Annotated in this window: 15 protein-coding genes and 1 riboswitch; of the genes, 8 read left to right on the forward strand and 7 right to left on the reverse strand. The window is 73.1% G+C overall.

The genetic code is table 11. The features are described 5' to 3' along the window. Positions 1–4: 4 nt before the first annotated feature. A complete protein-coding gene (locus tag AB0D32_RS06310) occupies positions 5–1,522 on the reverse strand; it encodes a hypothetical protein (protein WP_357085538.1) in 1,518 nt (505 codons plus the stop codon). A gap of 148 nt (positions 1,523–1,670) precedes the next feature. Beyond that, positions 1,671–3,275 (reverse strand): C40 family peptidase, encoded by a 1,605-nt coding sequence (locus tag AB0D32_RS06315; RefSeq protein ID WP_357085540.1) that lies wholly within the window; start codon positions 3,273–3,275, stop codon positions 1,671–1,673. A gap of 241 nt (positions 3,276–3,516) precedes the next feature. Here AB0D32_RS06315 and mqnE point away from each other — a divergent pair, with 241 nt between their 5' ends. Genes mqnE through AB0D32_RS06330 form a run of 3 tightly spaced genes read left to right on the forward strand, consistent with a single transcriptional unit; the run spans position 3,517 to position 5,446 of the window. Beyond that, complete coding sequence (gene mqnE, locus AB0D32_RS06320) at positions 3,517–4,686, forward strand: aminofutalosine synthase MqnE (RefSeq protein WP_357085542.1); 1,170 nt, start codon at positions 3,517–3,519, stop codon at positions 4,684–4,686. Positions 4,687–4,709: 23 nt separating this feature from the next. Then, the gene (locus AB0D32_RS06325) at positions 4,710–5,132 is read left to right on the forward strand and encodes a hypothetical protein (RefSeq protein ID WP_357085544.1); all 423 of its coding nucleotides are present in this window, start codon (positions 4,710–4,712) and stop codon (positions 5,130–5,132) included. 44 nt (positions 5,133–5,176) lie between these two features. Beyond that, positions 5,177–5,446, forward strand: coding sequence for a DUF4229 domain-containing protein (locus tag AB0D32_RS06330; protein WP_357085546.1), 270 nt, complete (start codon positions 5,177–5,179; stop codon positions 5,444–5,446). Positions 5,447–6,041: 595 nt separating this feature from the next. Here the strand turns inward: AB0D32_RS06330 and AB0D32_RS06335 are convergent. Further along, the gene (locus AB0D32_RS06335) at positions 6,042–7,400 is read right to left on the reverse strand and encodes a C39 family peptidase (RefSeq protein ID WP_357085548.1); all 1,359 of its coding nucleotides are present in this window, start codon (positions 7,398–7,400) and stop codon (positions 6,042–6,044) included. 212 nt (positions 7,401–7,612) lie between these two features. Here AB0D32_RS06335 and AB0D32_RS06340 point away from each other — a divergent pair, with 212 nt between their 5' ends. The 4 genes from AB0D32_RS06340 to AB0D32_RS06355 all read left to right on the forward strand — a co-directional run bounded on the left by AB0D32_RS06340 (position 7,613) and on the right by AB0D32_RS06355 (position 12,753). Next, positions 7,613–9,493: a M14 family zinc carboxypeptidase gene (locus tag AB0D32_RS06340; RefSeq protein WP_357085550.1), complete on the forward strand. Its 1,881-nt coding sequence runs from the start codon at positions 7,613–7,615 to the stop codon at positions 9,491–9,493. A gap of 166 nt (positions 9,494–9,659) precedes the next feature. Beyond that, positions 9,660–9,742, forward strand: a riboswitch (cobalamin riboswitch). Between the two features lie 110 nt (positions 9,743–9,852). Beyond that, positions 9,853–10,791, forward strand: coding sequence for an ABC transporter substrate-binding protein (locus tag AB0D32_RS06345; RefSeq protein ID WP_357085552.1), 939 nt, complete (start codon positions 9,853–9,855; stop codon positions 10,789–10,791). Between the two features lie 13 nt (positions 10,792–10,804). After that, complete coding sequence (locus AB0D32_RS06350) at positions 10,805–11,908, forward strand: iron ABC transporter permease (RefSeq protein WP_357085554.1); 1,104 nt, start codon at positions 10,805–10,807, stop codon at positions 11,906–11,908. Then, positions 11,905–12,753 carry an ABC transporter ATP-binding protein gene (locus AB0D32_RS06355; RefSeq protein ID WP_357085556.1) on the forward strand — a complete coding sequence of 283 codons (849 nt, stop codon included), beginning with the start codon at positions 11,905–11,907 and terminating at the stop codon, positions 12,751–12,753. Before AB0D32_RS06350 ends, AB0D32_RS06355 begins: the two co-directional genes overlap by 4 nt. Positions 12,754–12,941: 188 nt before the next feature. On the opposite strand, the gene AB0D32_RS06360 is transcribed toward AB0D32_RS06355, so the two are convergent. The 4 genes from AB0D32_RS06360 to AB0D32_RS06375 all read right to left on the reverse strand — a co-directional run bounded on the left by AB0D32_RS06360 (position 12,942) and on the right by AB0D32_RS06375 (position 17,924). Then, positions 12,942–13,703, reverse strand: coding sequence for a VOC family protein (locus AB0D32_RS06360; protein ID WP_357085558.1), 762 nt, complete (start codon positions 13,701–13,703; stop codon positions 12,942–12,944). Between the two features lie 96 nt (positions 13,704–13,799). Then, positions 13,800–14,537 carry an ABC transporter permease gene (locus AB0D32_RS06365; RefSeq protein WP_357085560.1) on the reverse strand — a complete coding sequence of 246 codons (738 nt, stop codon included), beginning with the start codon at positions 14,535–14,537 and terminating at the stop codon, positions 13,800–13,802. A gap of 14 nt (positions 14,538–14,551) precedes the next feature. Then, positions 14,552–15,481, reverse strand: coding sequence for an ABC transporter ATP-binding protein (locus tag AB0D32_RS06370; RefSeq protein WP_357085563.1), 930 nt, complete (start codon positions 15,479–15,481; stop codon positions 14,552–14,554). Positions 15,482–15,539: 58 nt separating this feature from the next. Then, positions 15,540–17,924, reverse strand: a complete 2,385-nt coding sequence (locus AB0D32_RS06375) for an AAA family ATPase (protein WP_357085565.1) — start codon at positions 17,922–17,924, stop codon at positions 15,540–15,542. Between the two features lie 269 nt (positions 17,925–18,193). On the opposite strand from AB0D32_RS06375, the gene AB0D32_RS06380 reads away from it, so the two are divergent. Next, a complete protein-coding gene (locus tag AB0D32_RS06380; protein ID WP_357085567.1) occupies positions 18,194–18,778 on the forward strand; it encodes a metalloregulator ArsR/SmtB family transcription factor in 585 nt (194 codons plus the stop codon). Positions 18,779–18,799: the final 21 nt, after the last annotated feature.

An 18,799-nucleotide genomic window follows, 5' to 3' on the forward strand; every position in this document is an offset into this window, starting at 1 on the left:
CGGCTCACTTGCTCAGTAGGCCGTCCACCAGTCCGCCCAGCGTGTCGTTGGCCAGCAGCACGACCAGCACGCCGATCGCCACCAGCAGGCCCAGTGAGGCGGCCAGTACGACCATCACCTTGGTCGTGCTGGACCGCTCCTCGGTGGGGGTCTCCGTCCAGCCCTGGGCCAGGATGTGCCCGGTCAACGAGCCGGAGTTCTCCACCGGGTTGTTCGGGAACGAGACCGTGTTGAAGCCCGGGCCCTCGACGCTGCCGCTGGTACCGGCGCCGTAGAACGTGCCGAGGTCGGGCCCGCCGTCGTAGCGGCCCGCAGGGGTGCCCTCGGCCTGCCCGGCGCGCGTGGACGGGCCGCCGACGGAGCCTCCGCCGACGGAACCCGTGCCGACGGGGCGCTCGGTCAGCCGGCGTGCCTCCCGGGGCGCGGAGGCCGGCTCGGTACCGCCGGGCCGGCGGTCACCCGGGTTGGTCGGTGGCGGCCAGCCCGGCAGCGCGGGGGCGGGCACGACCACCGACCCGGAGGCGGGGGGCGCGGAGAACGGCGGCGCGACCGCCGGTGGTGCGGAGAACGGGGGTGCGGCTGCCGGGGAAGCTGAGAACGGCGGCGCGGAGGCCGGGGGAGCGGAGAACGAGGGCGCGAACGCCGGGGGTGTGGAGAACCGGGGCGCCACCGCCGGTGGTGCGGAGAACGGTGGTGCGCTCGCGACAGGTCCCGGTACCGGTGCGGTGCCCGTAGCGGCCGTGAGAGGCGGTGGCGGGAACGGCGGAGCCGGCGCCGGGCCGGGCGGTGGCGGCGGGGCGGGCACCGGCGGCCCGGGTGGCGGCGCGGGCGGGCCCGGCACTGGCGGCCTGGGCCCCGGCCCGGGGGGCACCGGGCCGGGCGGGTAGGGAGCGGGAACCGGCGGGGTCGGGGTCGGGACCGGCGGGGCCGGCGACGGCGGGTTCGGGCCCGGCACCGGCGGCGTGGGGGCCGGCGACGGCTCGGGCTCCGGGACCGGTGGGGTCGGCGGCTGGGCCGGCTGCGGCGGCTGGGCGGGCTCCGGCGGTTCCGGGTTGACCGGGGTCGCCCGGTAGATCCTGGCCTCGCCCGTCCGGGAGCGGACGGCTCCGGCCTCGTCGGCCGAGATGCGCCGCATTCCGGGTACGGCGGCGCTGGCCCGCGCCCCCGGCGCGCCCCGCTGGCCGGGGACCGGAGTGTCGGCGGGGGTGGCCGTTCCGGCTGCCCGGTAGGTGGTGCCGGCGCTCGGGCCGGCCGGTGGCGCAGCGTCGTCCTGGCTGGCCGTGGCGGCCACGGACACCCGGCCCCGGGCCGGCGCGGCGGGCTGTCGGCGTACGTCGTCGGCGGGCAGCTCGGGCGACGACCCCGACGGCACCGGGGAGCCGGCCCCCGACGTGGCTCCGTTTCCGGGCGTGGTCGTCGTCGGGGTGCCGACGGGTGTCGGGGGATGCGGTGCCTCGGCACGGCTCCGGTCGGGCGTGGATCCGTGGTCGACCGGCTCTGCCGGAACCTCTTGCTCGGCCATGCTCGCCCTCCGCGCACGCTCGCGCCCGGATCCGCGACGTCGGACCGGGCGTGCCTGACTGTCACCGTGCCACATTCCGGCTCGACGGCACAGCCGGAGTGCGTTCCGGGGCGGTGTCGATCCGATGCCCCCGCCGGGGGCGCCCCGGTCAGCTGCCGGTGCTCGCCGGGGCGGTGGCCGAGGTGCTGCCCGCCGGACCGGAACTGCTCGCCGCCGTGGTCGGCGCCACACTGCCGGTCGTCGCGCTCGGCACCGAGGTGGCCGACCTGCTCGGCGACGCACTGACCGACCTGCTCGGGGACGGCGTGGCCGACGTGTCGGGCGTGGTCGACGTGTCGGGCGTGGCCGTGGGCGAGAGGGAGTCGGTGGGCGAGGGGGATGGCGACGACGGCGAGGTCGACGGGCTCGGTGACGGCGAGGTGGGCTTCGGGCTCGGTGACGGCGAGGTGGGCTTCGGGGTCGGAGTCGGGCTGGTCGGCGGCTTCGGCGTGGCCGGCTTGGTCGGAGTCGGCGTCGGCGAGGGGGTGCTGGGCGGCGCGGGCACCGCCCCGATGACGCGGGTGGCGGCGTAGAGGCGCGACCAGCGCACATTGGAGATCTTGACCACGTCGCCGGTGGTCGGCGAGTGGATCATCTTGCCGCCGCCGATGTACATGCCCATGTGGTGGATCGTCGTCCAACTGGTGCCCGAGGCGTAGAAGACCAGGTCACCGGGGAGCAGCGCGCTCCGGGAGACGGTGCGGGACCGGGTGGCGTAGTACTGGTCCCGGGAGACCCGGGGCAGCCCGTAGTAGCCCGCCGACCGGTAGGCGGCGTAGATGAGGCCGGAGCAGTCGAACTTGTCCGGCCCCTCGGCCGCCCACAGGTACGGGTCGCCGAGCTGCGCCTTGGCGTACGCGACGGCCTTCAGAGCCGTCGGGTGGGCGGCCAGGCCGTTGGCGGTCTCGTTGTCGAGGTAGTCCGCGCCGAGGCGCTGGTCGGCGGCCTCCTGCTGGCGCTCGATCTCGACGAGCTGCGTGGCGTTGTCCCGCCGCAGCTTGTCCAGGCTCTTCTCGGCCGCACGTAGGGCCGTCTCACCGGCGGTGTATTCCGCCCTGGCTCCCGTGAGGCGGGACTCGGCCGACAGCATCGCCTGGCCGGCCGCCTGCTCGGCGAAGCGGGTCCGGGACAGCTCGCCCTGCGCGGCGGTGGTGCCGCCCTCGGCCTTCTCCCCGCGGATGATCCGGGAGAGCCGGCTCAGCTCGTGCAGGTCGCTGGCGAACTCGCCCGGCGGAAGGGCCGCGGCGGCCTTGAACGCGCCTGCGGCGGCGGCGTCGGCGCCCTCCTGGGCGCGGGCCAACGCGTCCCGCGCGGCGGCGAGGTCGCGTACGGCGGTGGCGTGCTGGGCCTCGGCCTCGGTGCGCTTCTGCTGGAGCAGGAGCAGTTGATCACGGAGCTGCCCGACCTGGGCCTCGGCGGCGTAGATCTGGGCGGCGAGTGGGCCGGTGCCGATGTTGCCGGCCGGCAGCCCCGGAACCGTGCCGGGCAGCCCGGGGACCGGCGCGCCGCCCGGGAGCTGGAGCTGGCCGCTGTAGGACGGACGGGACCCGGTGTCGGGGACGCTGGTGGGCAGCGACGGATCGGCCTGGACCGGGTTGGCGAGGACGGTGGCGGCGATGGCGCCGAGCAGGGCGGACCAGAGCGCCGGGCGCAGCACCGGCGAGATCACCGGGCTCCGTCGTCGCTGCCGTCGCCCGCGCTCGCTGTCGACCATTCCGCTCCCCGTCCGGAGTGAGTCCCCGCGCCGGGTGGGCGCGGCCGTGGGGACGCTACCAGCGTGCGGCGAACGTCCCACCCTGTCTTACCGCACGCACGCAGCGATGTCGATGCGCGGGCAGGTAACGGGAGCCTGAGAGTTCGGTGAGTTGACGCACGGGGGCCGACCGTGCTGCGACGGCGACGGCGGGCCGACGTACGCTCGATTCCTACAGCAGGTGGAAGGGACGTGGCTTTCGATGGACGCCGGACTCAAGCGTGAGCTCGAAGCGAAGGTGTACGCCGGCGAGCGGCTGACCCGCGAGGACGGGATCGCCCTCTACGACAGCGACGACCTCGCGTGGCTGGGCCGGCTGGCGCACCACCGGCGCACCGAGCTCAACGGCGACCGGGTGATGTTCAACGTCAACCGGCACCTCAACCTGACCAACGTCTGCTCCGCCTCGTGCGCGTACTGCTCGTTCCAGCGCAAGCCGGGCGAGAAGGACGCCTACACGATGCGCATCGACGAGGCGGTCCGCAAGGCCAAGGAGATGGAGGACGAGCAGCTCACCGAGCTGCACATCGTCAACGGCCTGCACCCGACCCTGCCCTGGCGGTACTACCCGAAGGTGCTGCGCGAGCTGAAGGCGGCGCTGCCGAACGTCAACCTGAAGGCGTTCACCGCCACCGAGGTGCAGTGGTTCGAGAAGATCAGCGGGCTGGGCGCCGACGAGATCCTCGACGAGCTGATGGACGCCGGTCTGGAGTCGCTGACCGGCGGTGGCGCGGAGATCTTCGACTGGGAGGTCCGCCAGCACATCGTCGACCACGCCTGCCACTGGGAGGACTGGTCGCGGATCCACGCCCTGGCGCACCGCAAGGGCATGCGGACCCCGGCGACGATGCTCTACGGCCACATCGAGGAGCCCCGGCACCGGGTGGACCACGTGCTGCGACTGCGTGAGTTGCAGGACGAGACCGGCGGCTTCGCGGTCTTCATCCCGCTGCGCTACCAGCACGACTTCGTCGACTCGGCGGACGGCAAGATCCGTAACCGGATCCAGGCCCGCACGACGATGGCCTCGCCGGCCGAGTCACTGAAGACCTTCGCCGTCTCCCGGCTGCTCTTCGACAACGTCCCGCACGTGAAGTGCTTCTGGGTGATGCACGGGCTGTCGGTCGCCCAGCTCTCCCTCAACTTCGGCGTCGACGACCTGGACGGCTCGGTCGTCGAATACAAGATCACCCACGACGCCGACTCGTACGGCACCCCGAACACGATGCACCGGGACGACCTGCTGCACCTGATCTGGGACGCCGGTTTCCGCCCCGTCGAGCGGAACACCCGCTACGAGGTGGTCCGTGAGTACGACGCCGCCCCGTCACTGGCCGAGCGTCGCGCCGAGCCGCAGCAGGTCTGGGCCTGAGCCGGCACGTACCCTCCTAGTCCATGACCGAGCAACGGAGCGGGTTCCCCCGGCGTGACGCCGACGGGCGCGTCCTCACCCTGGGCGACCTGCTCGGGGTGAGCCTGGCCGGCCTGGTCATCGGCGTGCTGGCGGTGGCGCTGTTCGACTGGGCGTTCGCGCTGATCGGCAGCGGCGACTTCGGGCAGGCCAACGGCTGGCTGGCGATCATCCTGCCGGCCTGGCTGTTCTGGGACGACTTCCGCGCCTGGGAGTTCGGCGCGGCCCGGGTGGTGGCGGCGCTGGCCGCCGCCGCGGTGGGGGTGGTCGCCGGGCTGGTGGCGGCCGGTCTCGCCGCCGGCCTTCCGCCGCTGCTCTCCGGCGGGCTGGGGGCGGCAACCTTCACCCTCGGGTACGCGGTGGTCTGGTTCCACGGCGTCCACTGGCTGGCCCGCCGGACGGGCTGAACCTGCCGCCGGATGCCCCGGCGGCGGAGAACGGAGTGCGGAACGTGAGCGCGGCGGTCAAGTACACGCTGGGCCGGATCGGGCTGTTCGCCGCCGTGGTGGCTGCCCTCTGGCTGGTCGACATGAACATCTTCCTCAAGCTGATGCTGGCGCTCGTCTTCTCGGCCGCCCTCTCCTTCTTCCTGCTGAAGGGCTGGCGGGACGAGATGGCCGAGGAGATGGCCACCGCCGCCGAGCGGCGCCGCGCCGAGAAGGAGCGCCTCCGCTCCGCCCTCGCCGGCGAGGACGAGGACCGGGAGACGCCCCCCAACTAGCGCTTGACGTCGACGGGCCCGTTCGACCGTCAGATCGCCAGCTGCCACATCAGCAGCACGCCAGGGATGAGCCCGGACAGCGACACTGTGAGCACGGCGAGCACGAGGCAACCGGAACTCTTCGGTTGGTAGGTCTGCCCGGTGTTTATGTCGCGCCTCGAATCAGAGTTCGGGAGGCGAATGGTTTTCCCTGCGTTTACGTCATCTCCCGCCTCCCGACCCCAGCAGTACATGCATTCGCCCTCGTAGCCCTTTGACCGGCCACACTTCGAGCAGCTCCCCATATTCGCCTCCCTCGATGAGGGGGTGAGTCTAGTCCACTGAGGAGTTTCCCGGCGCCCCAGAAGAATCCGATGTCACGTCTATGCCATTCCTGGAGACGACAGGATTCGTCCTTCGATGTATTGCGGTGCAGGACATGAATGTCAGTCGGCACACGGCACCGCCCGGACCTGCTCGTCCACGAGCCAGCCGGACATCCCCGCCGGTCGATCGCTCGTGTCCGGGAAGACCCGTGGCCGGGAAGGGCCGAGGGGCCCGGTCGCCGGGCTGAGCCGGGCGACGCGGACCCCTCGATCGATGGGTCGGTGTCAGGTCACCAGTTGGTGGAGCCGGCGACCTTCGGCCACGGCTTCAACGTGGGCTTGATCAGGTAGACGACGCCGCCGGAACCGCCGGAGACGCCGCCGCTGGCGTTGGTCCGCTTGGTCCGCAGCCAGATCTGCTCGAACTGCTCACGCTTGTAGACGTGGCGTACCACCTCGTTGCTCGACGAGGCCGGGTCGTTGACGATCACGTCGCCGTCGGCGGTGAAGCCGACCACCACGAACAGGTGCCCCGCGGTGCCGTAGCCCGCCCCGTCCAGCTCGCTGGCGAGGAAGGACTGGCTGGTCACCACCGGGATGCCGGCGGCGATGAAGCGCTCCACCTCGTCCAGCGAGTGCAGTCGGGTGACCCGCGCCTCGAGGCCGGGGAAGCTGGCCGCGTACGCGGTGTTGAACGGCCAGTTGCCGGCGCCGTCGTACTGGTAGTCGTAGACCATCCGGGCGGCGTGGTTGACCGTCGGGTCCGGGTAGGTCGGGTTGACCCAGGAGGTGTCCTCCTCGGACGCCTTCCGGCCCCAGTACTCGATCACCATCGTCGTGGAGGTGGGGGAGCACCAGGCCTGGCCGCCGCCGTCGTACTCGGGGTAGTGGCCGGCGTGGACGTTCTGCGAGTAGCGAGGGACCTTGAGTTCCTTGCCCCAGGCGATGCCGCCGGCGCTCGGCTCGACGGTGAACCGGTCGGGCACGTTGGAGCTCATCGCGCCCACCGTGTGGACGACCGGCGCGGCGCGCTGGCCCGGGGCCCGGTAGAGGGTGAGCCGTAGCTGGTACGCCCGCAGCAGCACGCCGACGGAGGCGTCGTCGATGCTGAACGTGTCGGTCCAGATGGTCGACCAGGGGTCGCCCTGCCGGTTGACGCTGGTGCGCTTGATGTCGGCGTCGCCGGAGGCCCACCGACCCATCACGTACCACTTGGTCTGGGTGCCGGTGTTGTACGTGCCCTGCATCTCCACCTGGATCCAGGTGCCGGCGGGGGTGTTCGCGTTCCACGAGGCGATCAGCTCGGTGGCGTCGAACCCGACCTGGGTGACCGGGGAGGTCCAGGTCGCGTACTCCCAGCTCCTGGTCACGCCGGTGTGCGGGTCGGTGTAGTCGGTGGTGCCGAGAGGCTTGGCCAGCGTCACACCCGGCCGGAGGCCGGGGACGGCCCGCGTGCCGGCGTGGGTGCCGCCCCGCCAGTCGGGGTAGCGGGACCAGTCCTGGAAGGTGATCTGCTCGTCGTGGACCACCGGTCGGTTGGTCGACGGGGCCGCGACGGGTGCGGCGGCGACGGCGGGGGCCGCGGTGCCGAGAAGGGTGAGTGCGGTGGCGGCCGCGAGGGCGGCCGTGCGCAGGCGTGTTTGGGCCATGGGTCCTCCGCAGGGACGGACGGATCGTTGCGGGTCAGTGTCCCGCTCGGAGGGAACTTTCGCCAGAGGTCGGCAGTTGGAAAATCCTTGCCGATGTGAGGATCCGGATGGCATGTAACTAGGCAGCGATGAATGTTGATATGACCATGTGGCGGGTGGTGGAGTGTCCTCCACCGAGCGGGATCTTCTCCCGCCCCCCGAGGAGGTTGTCCATGGCCTTCCGCAAGCCCGCCTTCCGCCGTCGCCTGGCGCTCGCCGTCGCCACCGGGTTCGGCCTGCTCACGGTGGCCGCCGCGCCGGCCACCGCCCGGCCGGCCCCGGAGGACGCCGCCAGCTCCGCGGCGACGTCCTACCGGGTGCTCGGCCCGCGTACGGTCGCCGACCGCACCGCCGTCGCCGGCACCGGCGCCGCCATCGACTTCGTCGAGCACGGCGTGCTGAACGTCTCGGCCACCCCGGCCGAGGCGGCGGCGATCACCCGGCTCGGCTTCCGGCTGGAGGCGGCCCCCGCCCCGTCGGCCGACGGCCACGACCACGCCGAGGGGGACGTCGGCACGGCCGCCTTCCCGCCGGCCGACTCCAACTACCACGACTACGCCGAGCTGACCGCCGCGGTGAACAAGGTGGTCGCCGACCACCCGACACTCGCCAGGAAGATCAGCATCGGCTCCTCGTACGAGGGCCGGGACCTGATGGCGGTGAAGATCTCCGACAACGTCGCCACCGACGAGAACGAACCGGAGATCCTGTTCAACTCGCAGCAGCACGCCCGCGAGCACCTGACCGTCGAGATGGCGATCTACCTGCTCAACCTCTTCACCGACAGCTACGGCACGGATTCCCGGGTCACCAACATCGTGAACACCCGGGAGATCTGGATCGTGCCCACGGTCAACCCCGACGGCAGCGAGTACGACATCGCCACCGGCTCCTACCGCTCCTGGCGCAAGAACCGGCAGCCGAACAGCGGCTCGTCGTACGTCGGCACCGACCTGAACCGCAACTGGTCCTACCAGTGGGGCTGCTGCGGCGGCTCGTCCGGCTCCACCTCCTCGGACACCTACCGGGGCCCGTCGGCGTTCTCCGCCCCGGAGACCGCGGCGCTGCGGAACTTCGTCAACAGCCGGGTGGTCGGCGGCACCCAGCAGATCAAGGCCAACATCGACTTCCACACCTACTCGGAGCTGGTGCTCTGGCCGTTCGGCTACACGTACAACAACACCGCTCCCGGGATGACGGCGGACCAGTACAACACCTTCGCCACGCTGGGCCAGCAGATGGCGAACACCAACGGCTACACCCCGCAGCAGTCCAGCGACCTCTACATCACCGACGGGGACAGCATCGACTGGATGTGGGGCCAGCACGGCATCTGGGCGTACACCTTCGAGATGTACCCCGGCTCGCTGGGTGGCGGCGGCTTCTACCCGCCCGACGAGGTGATCCCCGCCCAGACCTCGCGCAACCGGGAGGCGGTCCTGCTGTTCAGCGAGTACGCCGACTGCCCGTACCGGGCCATCGGCAAGCAGGCCGAGTACTGCGGCGGCGGTGGCGGCACCACGGTCTGGTCGGACACCTTCGAGACGGCCACCGGCTGGACCATCAACCCGAACGGCACCGACACCGCGACCCTCGGGGCGTGGGAGCGGGGCGCCGCCCAGGCCACCACCTCCAGCGGGGCGAAGCAACTCGTCCCGTACGCCGGTGCCAACGACCTGGTCACCGGGAGGCTGGCCGGCACGGCGGCGGGTGACCACGACGTCGACGGCGGCGTGACCAGCGCCCGGTCGCCGGCGGTGACCCTGCCGTCGAGCGGCACGCTGACCCTCTCGCTGGCCTGGTACCTGGCCCACGGCTCGAACGCCTCGTCGGCCGACTACTTCCGGGTGAGCGTGGTGCACGCCGGCGGCACCACGGCCCTGTTCACCCAGTCCGGGGCGGCCAGCAACCGCAACGGCGCCTGGGCGGTGGCCAACGCCAACCTCACCCCGTACGCCGGCCAGTCGGTGCGGATCCTCGTCGAGGCGGCGGACGCCTCGGGCGCGAGCCTGGTGGAGGCGGCTGTGGACAACGTCACCATCACCAGCTCCTGACCCGGTGGGGCCCCGTTTCCACCCCGACGGGGCCCCACCACCTGCCCAGTAGACGTCGATCCAGGGCAATTCGCTGCCGTTGGTGATCAACGAGCGCCGATGCGCCCTGGATCGACGAGGCACGTCCGGGGCGTGCGCTACGGTTCTACCGACCACGCGCAGCGAAGCCGGTGGGAACCCGGCGCTGTCCCGCAACTGTGATGTCCCGCCACCCCGGCCGAGCGCCGTGGCGTGGCAGGGTGAGCCAGGTCGCCTGCGTCCGTGGTCGCGACACGCGCTCTCGAGGAAGGGCGCCTCGCGGACGGGCGCCCCGCTCCCTGTCGGCGAAGCACCACGCTCCTCGACCGACAGGAGGACCCATGCTCAGACGTACCCCCCGGCTCTTCGCCGCGACCCTCGCGGTGGCCGCGCTCGCCCTCGGCGCGTGCGCCGAGAAGAGCTCCGACAACACCCCCGCCGCCGGCGCCAGTTCGGCGGGCACCGCCTTCCCGGCCACCGTCGGCTCGCTCACGCTGGAGAAGCGGCCCGAGAAGATCGTCTCGCTCTCCCCGACGGCCACCGAGATGCTCTTCGCCATCGGCGCCGGCAAGCAGGTGACCGCCGTCGACGACCAGTCGAACTTCCCGGCCGACGTGCCGAAGAGCGACCTTTCCGGCTACCAGCCGAACGCCGAGGCGATCGCCGGCAAGAGCCCCGACCTGGTGGTGCTCGCCAACGACACCAACAAGATCGTCGAGCAGCTCACCGCGCTGAAGATCCCCGTCCTGCTGAGCCCGGCGGCGACCACGCTGGACGACACCTACCGGCAGATCACGGACCTGGGCACCCTCACCGGTCACCCCACCGAGGCCGCCGACCTGACCACGCGGATGAAGGACGACATCGCCAAGCTGGTCGCCGACCTGCCGAAGCGGGCCGAGAAGCTGACCTACTTCCACGAGCTGGGCCCGGAGCTCTACACCGCCACCAGCAAGACCTTCATCGGCTCGCTCTACAGCATGGTCGGCCTGGAGAACATCGCCGACGCATCCGACGCCGACGGGAAGCAGGGCGGCTACCCGCAGCTCTCCCAGGAGGTCATCGTCAAGGCCGACCCGGACTTCGTCTTCCTCGCCGACACCAAGTGCTGCCAGCAGAGCGCGGAGACTGTCAAGGCGCGCGGCGGCTGGGCCGCCGTCACCGCCGTCAAGAACAACCAGGTCGTCGCCCTCGACGACGACATCGCCTCCCGCTGGGGCCCCCGCGTGGTCGACCTGCTCCGCGTGATCGTCGACGCCACCGCCAAGGTCCCCGCGTGACCCGCACCCGTCGATGACCGGTCCGCTCGCCAAGGCGCCACCCACCCGGCGGGCGGGGACGCTCCCCGCGTCCCGGCCCGCCGGGCTGCGGCCCCGCTGGCTCGTCGCCGGCATCGTCGCCGTGCTGGTCGCCCTGGTCGCCGGGGTGTCCCTCGGCCCGGTCAGCCTGCCGCCGGGCAGCGTCGCGGCCGAGCTGCTCAACCTCATCCCCGGCGTACGCATCGACAGCGGGCTGACCGAGCGTGAGATCGCCATCGTCACCGAGCTGCGGCTGCCCCGGGTGGTGCTCGGCCTGCTGGTCGGCGGGCTGCTCGCCCTGGCCGGCGGCTGCTACCAGGGGGTGTTCCGCAACCCGCTGGCCGACCCGTACCTGCTCGGCGTGGCGGCCGGCGCCGGGCTCGCGGTCACGGCGGTGATCACCCTCGGCGCCGGGGCGGGCGGGGCGCTGACCGGGCTGCCGCTCACCATCCCGCTGGCCGCGTTCGTCGGCTCGATCGGCGCGGTGGCGATGACGTACCTGCTCGGCGTCTCCGGCGGGCGCGGACGCTCCACGGCCACGCTGATCCTCGCCGGGGTGGCCGTCTCCGCATTCCTCTCGGCCGGGCAGACCTACCTGCTGCAACGCAACTCCGACAGCATCCAGCAGGTCTACTCCTGGCTGCTCGGGCGGCTCGCCACCGCCGGCTGGCACGACGTGCGACTCGTCCTCCCGTACTTCCTCCTCACCGCCCTGGTGGTGCTGCTGCACCGGCGGGAGCTCGACGTGCTCTCCGTCGGCGACGACGAGGCCGCGAGCCTCGGGCTGCACCCGCAGCGGTCCCGCTACCTGCTCATCGCCGCCGCCTCGCTCGGCACCGCCGCCGCCGTCTCCGCGTCCGGCCTGATCGGCTTCGTCGGGATCATCGTGCCGCACACCGTCCGGCTGCTCGCCGGATCGAGCTACCGGGTGATCCTGCCGCTCTCACTGCTCTTCGGCGGTGCCTTCCTGGCCCTGACCGACGTGGTGGCCCGCACCGCCGCCGCCCCGTCCGAGATTCCGATCGGCGTGGTCACCGCGCTGCTGGGCGGCCCCTTCTTCGTACTGGTGCTGCGTACCTCCCGCCGGATGCTCGGATGAGCGCGGGACGGGTGCCGGCCGCGCGGCCGACGGACGACGGCGACCTGGTGGCCCTCCCCGCCGTCCCCACCGTTCCCGCGGTCGAGGTGCGCGACCTGCACGTGCGCCTGGACGGCACGCCGATCCTGGCCGGCGTCGACCTGACCGTGGCTCCGGGCGAGTGGGTCACCGTGATCGGTCCGAACGGTGCTGGAAAATCGACCCTGCTGCGTGCCGTCGGCGGCCTGCTGCCCGCGCCGGGCGCCGTCTCCCTCTTCGGTACGCCGAGCGAGGCGCTGCGCCGCCGCGACCGGGCCCGGGTCGTCGCCACGGTGGCCCAGTCCCCGGTCGTGCCGGCCGGCATGTCGGTGCTCGACTACGTGCTGCTGGGCCGTACCCCCTACATCCCGGCGCTGGGCCGGGAGTCCGCCGCCGACCTGACCGCCGCGTACGACGTGCTCGACGGGCTGGACCTGGCCGGGTTCCACGCCCGGGAGTTGGCCACCCTGTCCGGCGGCGAGCGGCAGCGGGTCTTCCTGGCCCGGGCGCTGGCCCAGGGCGCGACCCTGCTGCTGCTGGACGAGCCGATCAGCGCCCTGGACATCGGCCACCAGCAGGAGGTGCTGGAACTGGTCGACCGGCTGCGCCGCGAGCACGGCCTGACCGTGCTCGCCACCATGCACGACCTCTCCATCGCCGGCGAGTACGCCGACCGGATGGTGCTGCTCGCCGAAGGCCGGGTGGTGGCCGCCGGCACCCCCCACGAGGTGCTCACCGAGCAACTCCTGGCCACCTGGTACCGCGCCACCGTCCGAGTGATCCCCGGCGACCACGGCCCCCTCGTGGTCCCCATCCGCCCCCACTGACCCCCACGCCCCCCTCGCCCCCGCCCCTGCCCCGCCCTCGGCCCTCGTCCTCGGCCCCCGCGATCTTGCACTTTCTGCCCCCGCATATCGGGCAAAGCGCGCAATCCGTGGGCGCAAAGTGCAAGATCGCCGAGCAGGGTGGGGCGGGGGCGGGGCAGGGGGAGGGGGGCGGGGGTTAGGGGGCGGGGTTAGGGGCGGGTGAGGATGTTGAAGAGGGCGCCGTGGGGGTCGCGGAGGGCGGCGTAGCGGCCCGCCGGGGCGGTCTGGGGCGGGACCAGGATGGTGCCACCGAGTTCGGCGGCTCGGGCGGCGGCTGCGTCGGCGTCTGCCACCGCGAAGGACACCGACCAGTACGCGGGCGTGTCCGCAGGGAACCCGTCGCCGAGCGGCGGCACCATGCCGGCCACGATCCGGGTGCCGAGCCGCCAGCCGGTGTACGTGATCGGCCCCAGCCGCTGGTCGTCCGGGTGCCAGCCGAAGACCAGCTCGTAGAAGACCTTCGCGCCGTCCGGATCCGGGGTTATCAGCTCGGTCCAGGTCAGCGCTCCCGGGGTGTCGAAGACCTCGGCCCCCGGCATCGCCATCGGCTGCCAGACGCTGAACGCCGCCCCGGCGGGGTCGGCGAAGACGGCCATCCGTCCCCGGTCGAAGACCTCGAACGGGGGCACCACCACCTGCCCGCCGGCCCGCTCGACCCGCCCGGCCACCAGGTCCGCGTCGTCGGTCGCCAGGTATGTCGACCAGATCGGCACCTGGTCGGGGATGGCTGGTGGACCCGCGCCCGCCACCGCCCGCCCGCCGAGAAGGAAGACCGTGTAGCCGCCCGCTTCGGGTTCAGGGTCGATCCGGCCGGTCCAACCGAACAGTTCGGGATAGAACCGCCGCGCCTCGGCGAGGCCCGGGGTGGCGAGGTCGGCCCAGCAGGGCGTGCCCGGCGGGACGATGCTCACGTCGACCCCTCTCGGCTGGGGACGGCCACGCCGGCACGCCCCTGCCGGAATCGTGGCACCGACCCGCCGCGCTCCGGGGCGGATCGGACAAAAACGTCAGCTGAACCGTCGACCCTCGTCTCGCCGGTACGCCCACCCGGCCAGCACCGCCAGCAGCACCACCCAGACCCCGAGCATGACCACCGACAGCGAGTTGACCGAGTAGTCGCCGACCGCCGCCCACATCAGCTCCACCGCGCCCCGGGTCGGCAGGAACGGCGCGACGGCTTCGACGAACCCGGGCGCCTGGTCCGGGGCGGAGAGCAGGCCGCCACCGAAGGCGAGCGGGAAGAAGACGACCTGCGCCACCACGATCGCCGCCTTGCTCGGCATCGAGTAGCCGATGGAGAGCCCCAGCAGCGTGAACGGCACCGAGATCATGGCGACGATCGCCATGGCCAGCAGGAACGCCGCTGCGCTGACCCGCGCCTCGGTGAGCATCGCCCCGATCACCACCACCGGGAGCAGTGAGAGGTAGGTGAGTGCCAGCCCGGCCAGTATCCGGCCCGCGAAACGCGACATGGGGCCGGCGGGCAGCGTCCGGGTGTACGGGTCCCAGGGGTGGGCGCGGTCCTCGGCCGCCCCGATCCCGTACTGGAAGATGTTCGCGCTCATCACCGAGAAGGTGACCATCGCGGCGGTGGCGTAGTTGGCGGCGACCGGGTCCTTACCGGTGAACGGCACCACGAAGAAGAGCATCGCGGCGGCCGGGAAGAAGGCGCTGCCGACGACGGCGACCGGGATGCGGACCGTCTCCAGGAGTTGGTAGCGGGCGTGGAGCAGGGCGAGGCGCATGGGAGACCCGTCTCTCAGGCGGTGGCCGGTGGGCCGGCCACGGCGGTCGTCGGACGGTCGGTTCCGGAGCCCGGTGCCGCGTCGGTCGCGGTGATGGCGAGGAACGCCTCCTCCAGCGAGGTGGGGCGCACCTCCAGGTCGGTGAACGTCACCCCGGCGGTGACCAGGGCCCGCACCAGCTCGTCGGCGTCGGTGGTCAGCAGGTGGGTGCGGCCGTCGACCTCCTCGGTGCGGACCACGCCCGGCAGCGCGGGCAGTTCGCCGGCGACCAGGCTCACCCGGCGTACGCCGACGATGCCCCGGATGGCGCTGACCGTGTCGTCGGCCAGCACCCGGCCGTGCCCGATGACCACCACGCGCCGCGCCAGCGCCTCGACTTCCTCCAGGTAGTGGCTGCTCAGCAGCACGGTGCCGCCGTCGTCGTGGAACGCCCGGATCGCCTCCCACAGGGTGTGCCGCGCAGCGACGTCCAGGCCGGTGGTCGGCTCGTCGAGCAGCACCAGCCGGGGCCGGCCGACGAAGGCGATGGCCACCGCGAGCCGGCGGCGCTGCCCGCCGGAGAGGCCGCCGGTCTGCCGCCGGGCCAGCTCGCCCAGGCCGAAGCGGTCGAGCAGTTCGCCCCGGGGGACCGGGTCGGGGTGGTGGGCGGCAACGAAGTCCACCACCTCGCCGACCCGCAGCGTGCCGGGCAGGCCTGTCTCCTGCGGGGTGACCCCGATCCGCTGCCGGCTCGCCGGGTCGCGGGGGTCGCCGCCGAACAGCTCGACCCGGCCGGCGGTGGGCCGGCGCAGCCCGACGAGCAGGTTCAGCAGGGTGCTCTTGCCAGCACCGTTCGGACCGAGCAGGCCGACCAGTTCGCCGGCCCGGACCTCCAGGTCGACTCGGTCGAGTGCGAGCACGTCGCCGTAGCGGCGGCTGACCGCCTCGGCGCGGGCGAGGATCACGGGATGCTCTTCCAGGGTGTCACGGACGCCTGTCTACCGCACCGGCGCAAGTCGCCGATCACCCGAGCGGAGGCGGCAGCGGTCGGGCGTGCAGCACGGCGAGGCGGGAGACCGCCCGGGTGAGCACCACGTAGAGCCGGTGCAGGCCACGCGGTTCGGCGGCCACGATCATCGCCGGCTCGACGACGATGACGTGGTCGTACTCCAGGCCCTTGACCAGGGGCGCGGGCACCACGGTGACGCGCGCCGCGGCGGCCGGCTCGTCGACGGTCGCGGTCTCGACGCCGGCGGCGTCCAGCGCCGCGCGTAGCCCGCCGACCGCGTCGTCGGCGGCGATCACCGCCACGGAGCCGTCGAACGCCAGCGCCGCGCGCACCTCGGCCACCGTCGCGGTGGTCAGGTCGTCGACGGTACGCACGTCCAGCGCGCCGTCGCGGCGCAGCGACTCGGCCGGGGGGACGTCGACGTCGAGCGCCGGCAGCAGCCGGTTGGCGAACGCGACCACGGCTGCGGGCACCCGGAAGCCGACCGTCAGCGGCACCACGACGGCGTCCGGCTTGCCGAGGTGGCGCAGGGACTCCCGCCAGTCTGCGGCGGCCCACGGGGCGGTGCCCTGAGCCAGGTCCCCGAGGAGGGTGATCGACCCGTGCTCGCTGCGCCGGGCGATCACCCGGCACTGCATCGGGGAGAGGTCCTGCGCCTCGTCGACGACGACGTGTCCGAAGCCGCCCGGCCGCTCGATCAGCCCGGCCGCCTCGTCGATCAGCACGGCGTCGGCCGCCGTCCATTTCGTGGCCTTCGGCGTCCTGCCGAGCTTCGTGCCGGCCGGAACCAGGCGGCGCGTCGGGCGCGGCGCGCGGGTTCCACCGACCACCACCGTCGGGCCAGGTGTCACCGCACCGGCCACCGTCGGGCCGGGTGTCGCCGTGCCGGTCGCGGTCGGGTCGGGCATCACCGCATCGGCCGCCCTCGGGTCGGGTGTCGCCGTGCCGGCCGTCGTCGGTCCGGGCGTCACCGGGTTGGCCGTCGTCGGGTCGGGTGTCGCGGCCGGGGTGGTGACGCCGCGCAGCCGCGCCTGTTCCTCGGCGCTGAGCAGCCCGTCCGCCGCTGCGGCGAGCCGCTCCGGGTCGCTGAGCAGGGCGTGCACCAGCCCCTCCGGGGTGAGTGCCGGCCAGACCGCGTCGAGGAAGGTGGTGACCGGTGTGGCCTTGCCCATCCGGCGCAGCCAGGCGTCGCTCGGCGACTCGGCGCGCCGCGCCTCGGCCTGCCGTTGCAGCAGCGCCACCACCCGGGCCCGGACGCGCTCGCGCCCCGTGGCGTACGGCAGGCGCTCCCGGCGGGTCTCCTCGACCACCCGGTGCAGCGGGTCCAGCCCGATCCGCCAGCGGTACGAGCCGTCCGAGACCATGATCGGCTCGGTGGGCTCGCCGATGTGCGCGTCGACTGCCCGGCGCAGCACCTCGGCCATCCGGGCGTCGTGCTTGACCGCGGCGACTGCCGGGTCTTCGACCGCCCGCACCGGCACCCGGCCGACCAGGTCTTCCACCGTGGCCTGCTCGACCTCGACTTCTCCGAGTGCCGGCAGCACCGCCGCGATGTACGACAGGAAGGCCCGGTTCGGCCCCACGATCAGTACGCCGGACCGCCGCAGCCGCTCCCGGTGCAGGTAGAGAAGGTAGGCGGCCCGGTGCAGGCCGACGGCCGTCTTGCCGGTGCCGGGGGCGCCCTGCACGCAGATCGAGTCGGCCAGGTCGGCCCGGACCAGCTCGTCCTGTTCCGGCTGGATGGTGGCGACGATGTCGCGCATCGGCCCGACGCGTGGCCGTTCGATCTCGGCGGTCAGGATCCGGCTGGTCGTGCCGAGTTCCTCGCCCCGGTCGAGGCGCTCGTCCTCGAAGCTGGTCAGCGTCCCGTTGCTGAATCCGAAGCGGCGCCGTACGGCCACACCCTGCGGGTCGCGCGCGCTCGCCCGGTAGAACGACCGGGAGACCGGGGCCCGCCAGTCCAACACGAGCGGCTCGCCCCGGTTGTCGGTGACGTGCCGCCGACCGACGTGGTACCGCCGTCCGGCGTGGTCCGCGTCCCACCTGTCCGGCCCGTCCCCAGCGTCACCGGCCCGCCCGCTGCTGGCCCGACCGTCACCGGCCCGCCCGTTGACAGCTGAGGCGTCGGTGGGCGGGGCCTCGGGCGCCGGACCGAAGTCGAGGCGACCGAAGAAGAGCGGGGTGGTCGGGTCGTCGGCGAGTTCGGCGACCCGGCGGGCCAGGGTGCGCCCGAGCGTCTCGGCCGCGTACGCGTCGCCGGCCACCTGGTCACCGGTGGCGAAGAGGGCTCGGGCGCGTTCCCGCATCTGGGCCAGTGCCGCCCGGGAGGTGGCGAGGTGTTCGCGTTCGGCGTCGAGGTCGAGATCGAGGTCGGTCACGCTGAATCCCGTCGGGGTCATCTGTCTGTCGCTCGCGTCTCCGGCGGGCGGATGGCCGGCCCCCGGCGCGGGACGTCCGATGCGGTGGTCACCTCACCCTGGCCGTCAGCGACCTGACAGCCTACGCGCCGAACGCGCGCCGCTCCACCGGATTGCGACCGGGCACCGGTGCCCGTCGACGGACCCGCGTGCCGGTTGACCGGCGAATCCCGAGCGCCGACACATCAGCGAACCCGAGCGCCGGCACACCGGCGGCCACCGGGGACCGCGCGACCAGGAATCATGGACCCATGACGGAGGGGCGTCCCGAGCGGCCGCGGATGACGATCAGTGACCCGCAGGTGATGCGGGCGCTGGCCCATCCGGCCCGAATCGCGATCATGGAGCACCTGGGCAGGGTGGAGGGCGGCGCGACCGCCACCGAGTGCGCGGAGGTGGTCGGGTTGTCGCCGAGCGCGACCAGCTACCACCTGCGGGCGTTGGCGAAGTCGGGCCTGGTGGAGCAGGCGCCGAGCCGGGGGGACGCGCGCGAGCGGTTGTGGCGCACGGTCGGCCAGGGCCTGATGGTCACCGCCGGTCGCTCCGCCGGGCCGGAGGTGCGCGCGGCCGAGCAGGCGTTGGTGGAGGCGCACGCGGCCAGGGACCTGGAACGGGCCCGGGAATGGCTGCGCCATGCCGGCGACGAGCCCCCCGAGTGGTACGACGCCGCGCTGTTCAGCGACACGCTGCTGCTGCTCACCGCCGCCGAACTGGTCGAGCTGAACGAGGCGGTGAGTGCGCTGTTCGAGCCGTACCGGCAGCGGAACCGCCAGTCGGATCCGCCGGCCGGGGCGCGCACGGTGGCGGCGCAGTACCGGGCGGTGCCGCTGGCGTAGGGGGTTGATTCGATCAGTTGT

The sequence above is a fragment of the Micromonospora sp. NPDC048170 genome (genome assembly GCF_040652795.1).
In the GTDB taxonomy this organism is placed as follows: Bacteria; Actinomycetota; Actinomycetes; order Mycobacteriales; family Micromonosporaceae; genus Micromonospora.

Excerpts from the sequence above, each read along its gene's own strand:
- mqnE (WP_357085542.1), top strand. The coding sequence starts at position 3,517 with ATGGACGCCGGACTCAAGCGTGAGCTCGAAGCGAAGGTGTACGCCGGC.
- AB0D32_RS06345 (WP_357085552.1), top strand. The coding sequence starts at position 9,853 with ATGCTCAGACGTACCCCCCGGCTCTTCGCCGCGACCCTCGCGGTGGCC.
- AB0D32_RS06375 (WP_357085565.1), bottom strand. The coding sequence starts at position 17,924 with ATGACCCCGACGGGATTCAGCGTGACCGACCTCGATCTCGACCTCGAC.
- AB0D32_RS06310 (WP_357085538.1), bottom strand. The coding sequence starts at position 1,522 with ATGGCCGAGCAAGAGGTTCCGGCAGAGCCGGTCGACCACGGATCCACG.
- AB0D32_RS06340 (WP_357085550.1), top strand. The coding sequence starts at position 7,613 with ATGGCCTTCCGCAAGCCCGCCTTCCGCCGTCGCCTGGCGCTCGCCGTC.
- AB0D32_RS06365 (WP_357085560.1), bottom strand. The coding sequence starts at position 14,537 with ATGCGCCTCGCCCTGCTCCACGCCCGCTACCAACTCCTGGAGACGGTC.
- AB0D32_RS06355 (WP_357085556.1), top strand. The coding sequence starts at position 11,905 with ATGAGCGCGGGACGGGTGCCGGCCGCGCGGCCGACGGACGACGGCGAC.
- AB0D32_RS06325 (WP_357085544.1), top strand. The coding sequence starts at position 4,710 with ATGACCGAGCAACGGAGCGGGTTCCCCCGGCGTGACGCCGACGGGCGC.
- AB0D32_RS06315 (WP_357085540.1), bottom strand. The coding sequence starts at position 3,275 with ATGGTCGACAGCGAGCGCGGGCGACGGCAGCGACGACGGAGCCCGGTG.
- AB0D32_RS06335 (WP_357085548.1), bottom strand. The coding sequence starts at position 7,400 with ATGGCCCAAACACGCCTGCGCACGGCCGCCCTCGCGGCCGCCACCGCA.
- AB0D32_RS06380 (WP_357085567.1), top strand. The coding sequence starts at position 18,194 with ATGACGGAGGGGCGTCCCGAGCGGCCGCGGATGACGATCAGTGACCCG.
- AB0D32_RS06350 (WP_357085554.1), top strand. The coding sequence starts at position 10,805 with ATGACCGGTCCGCTCGCCAAGGCGCCACCCACCCGGCGGGCGGGGACG.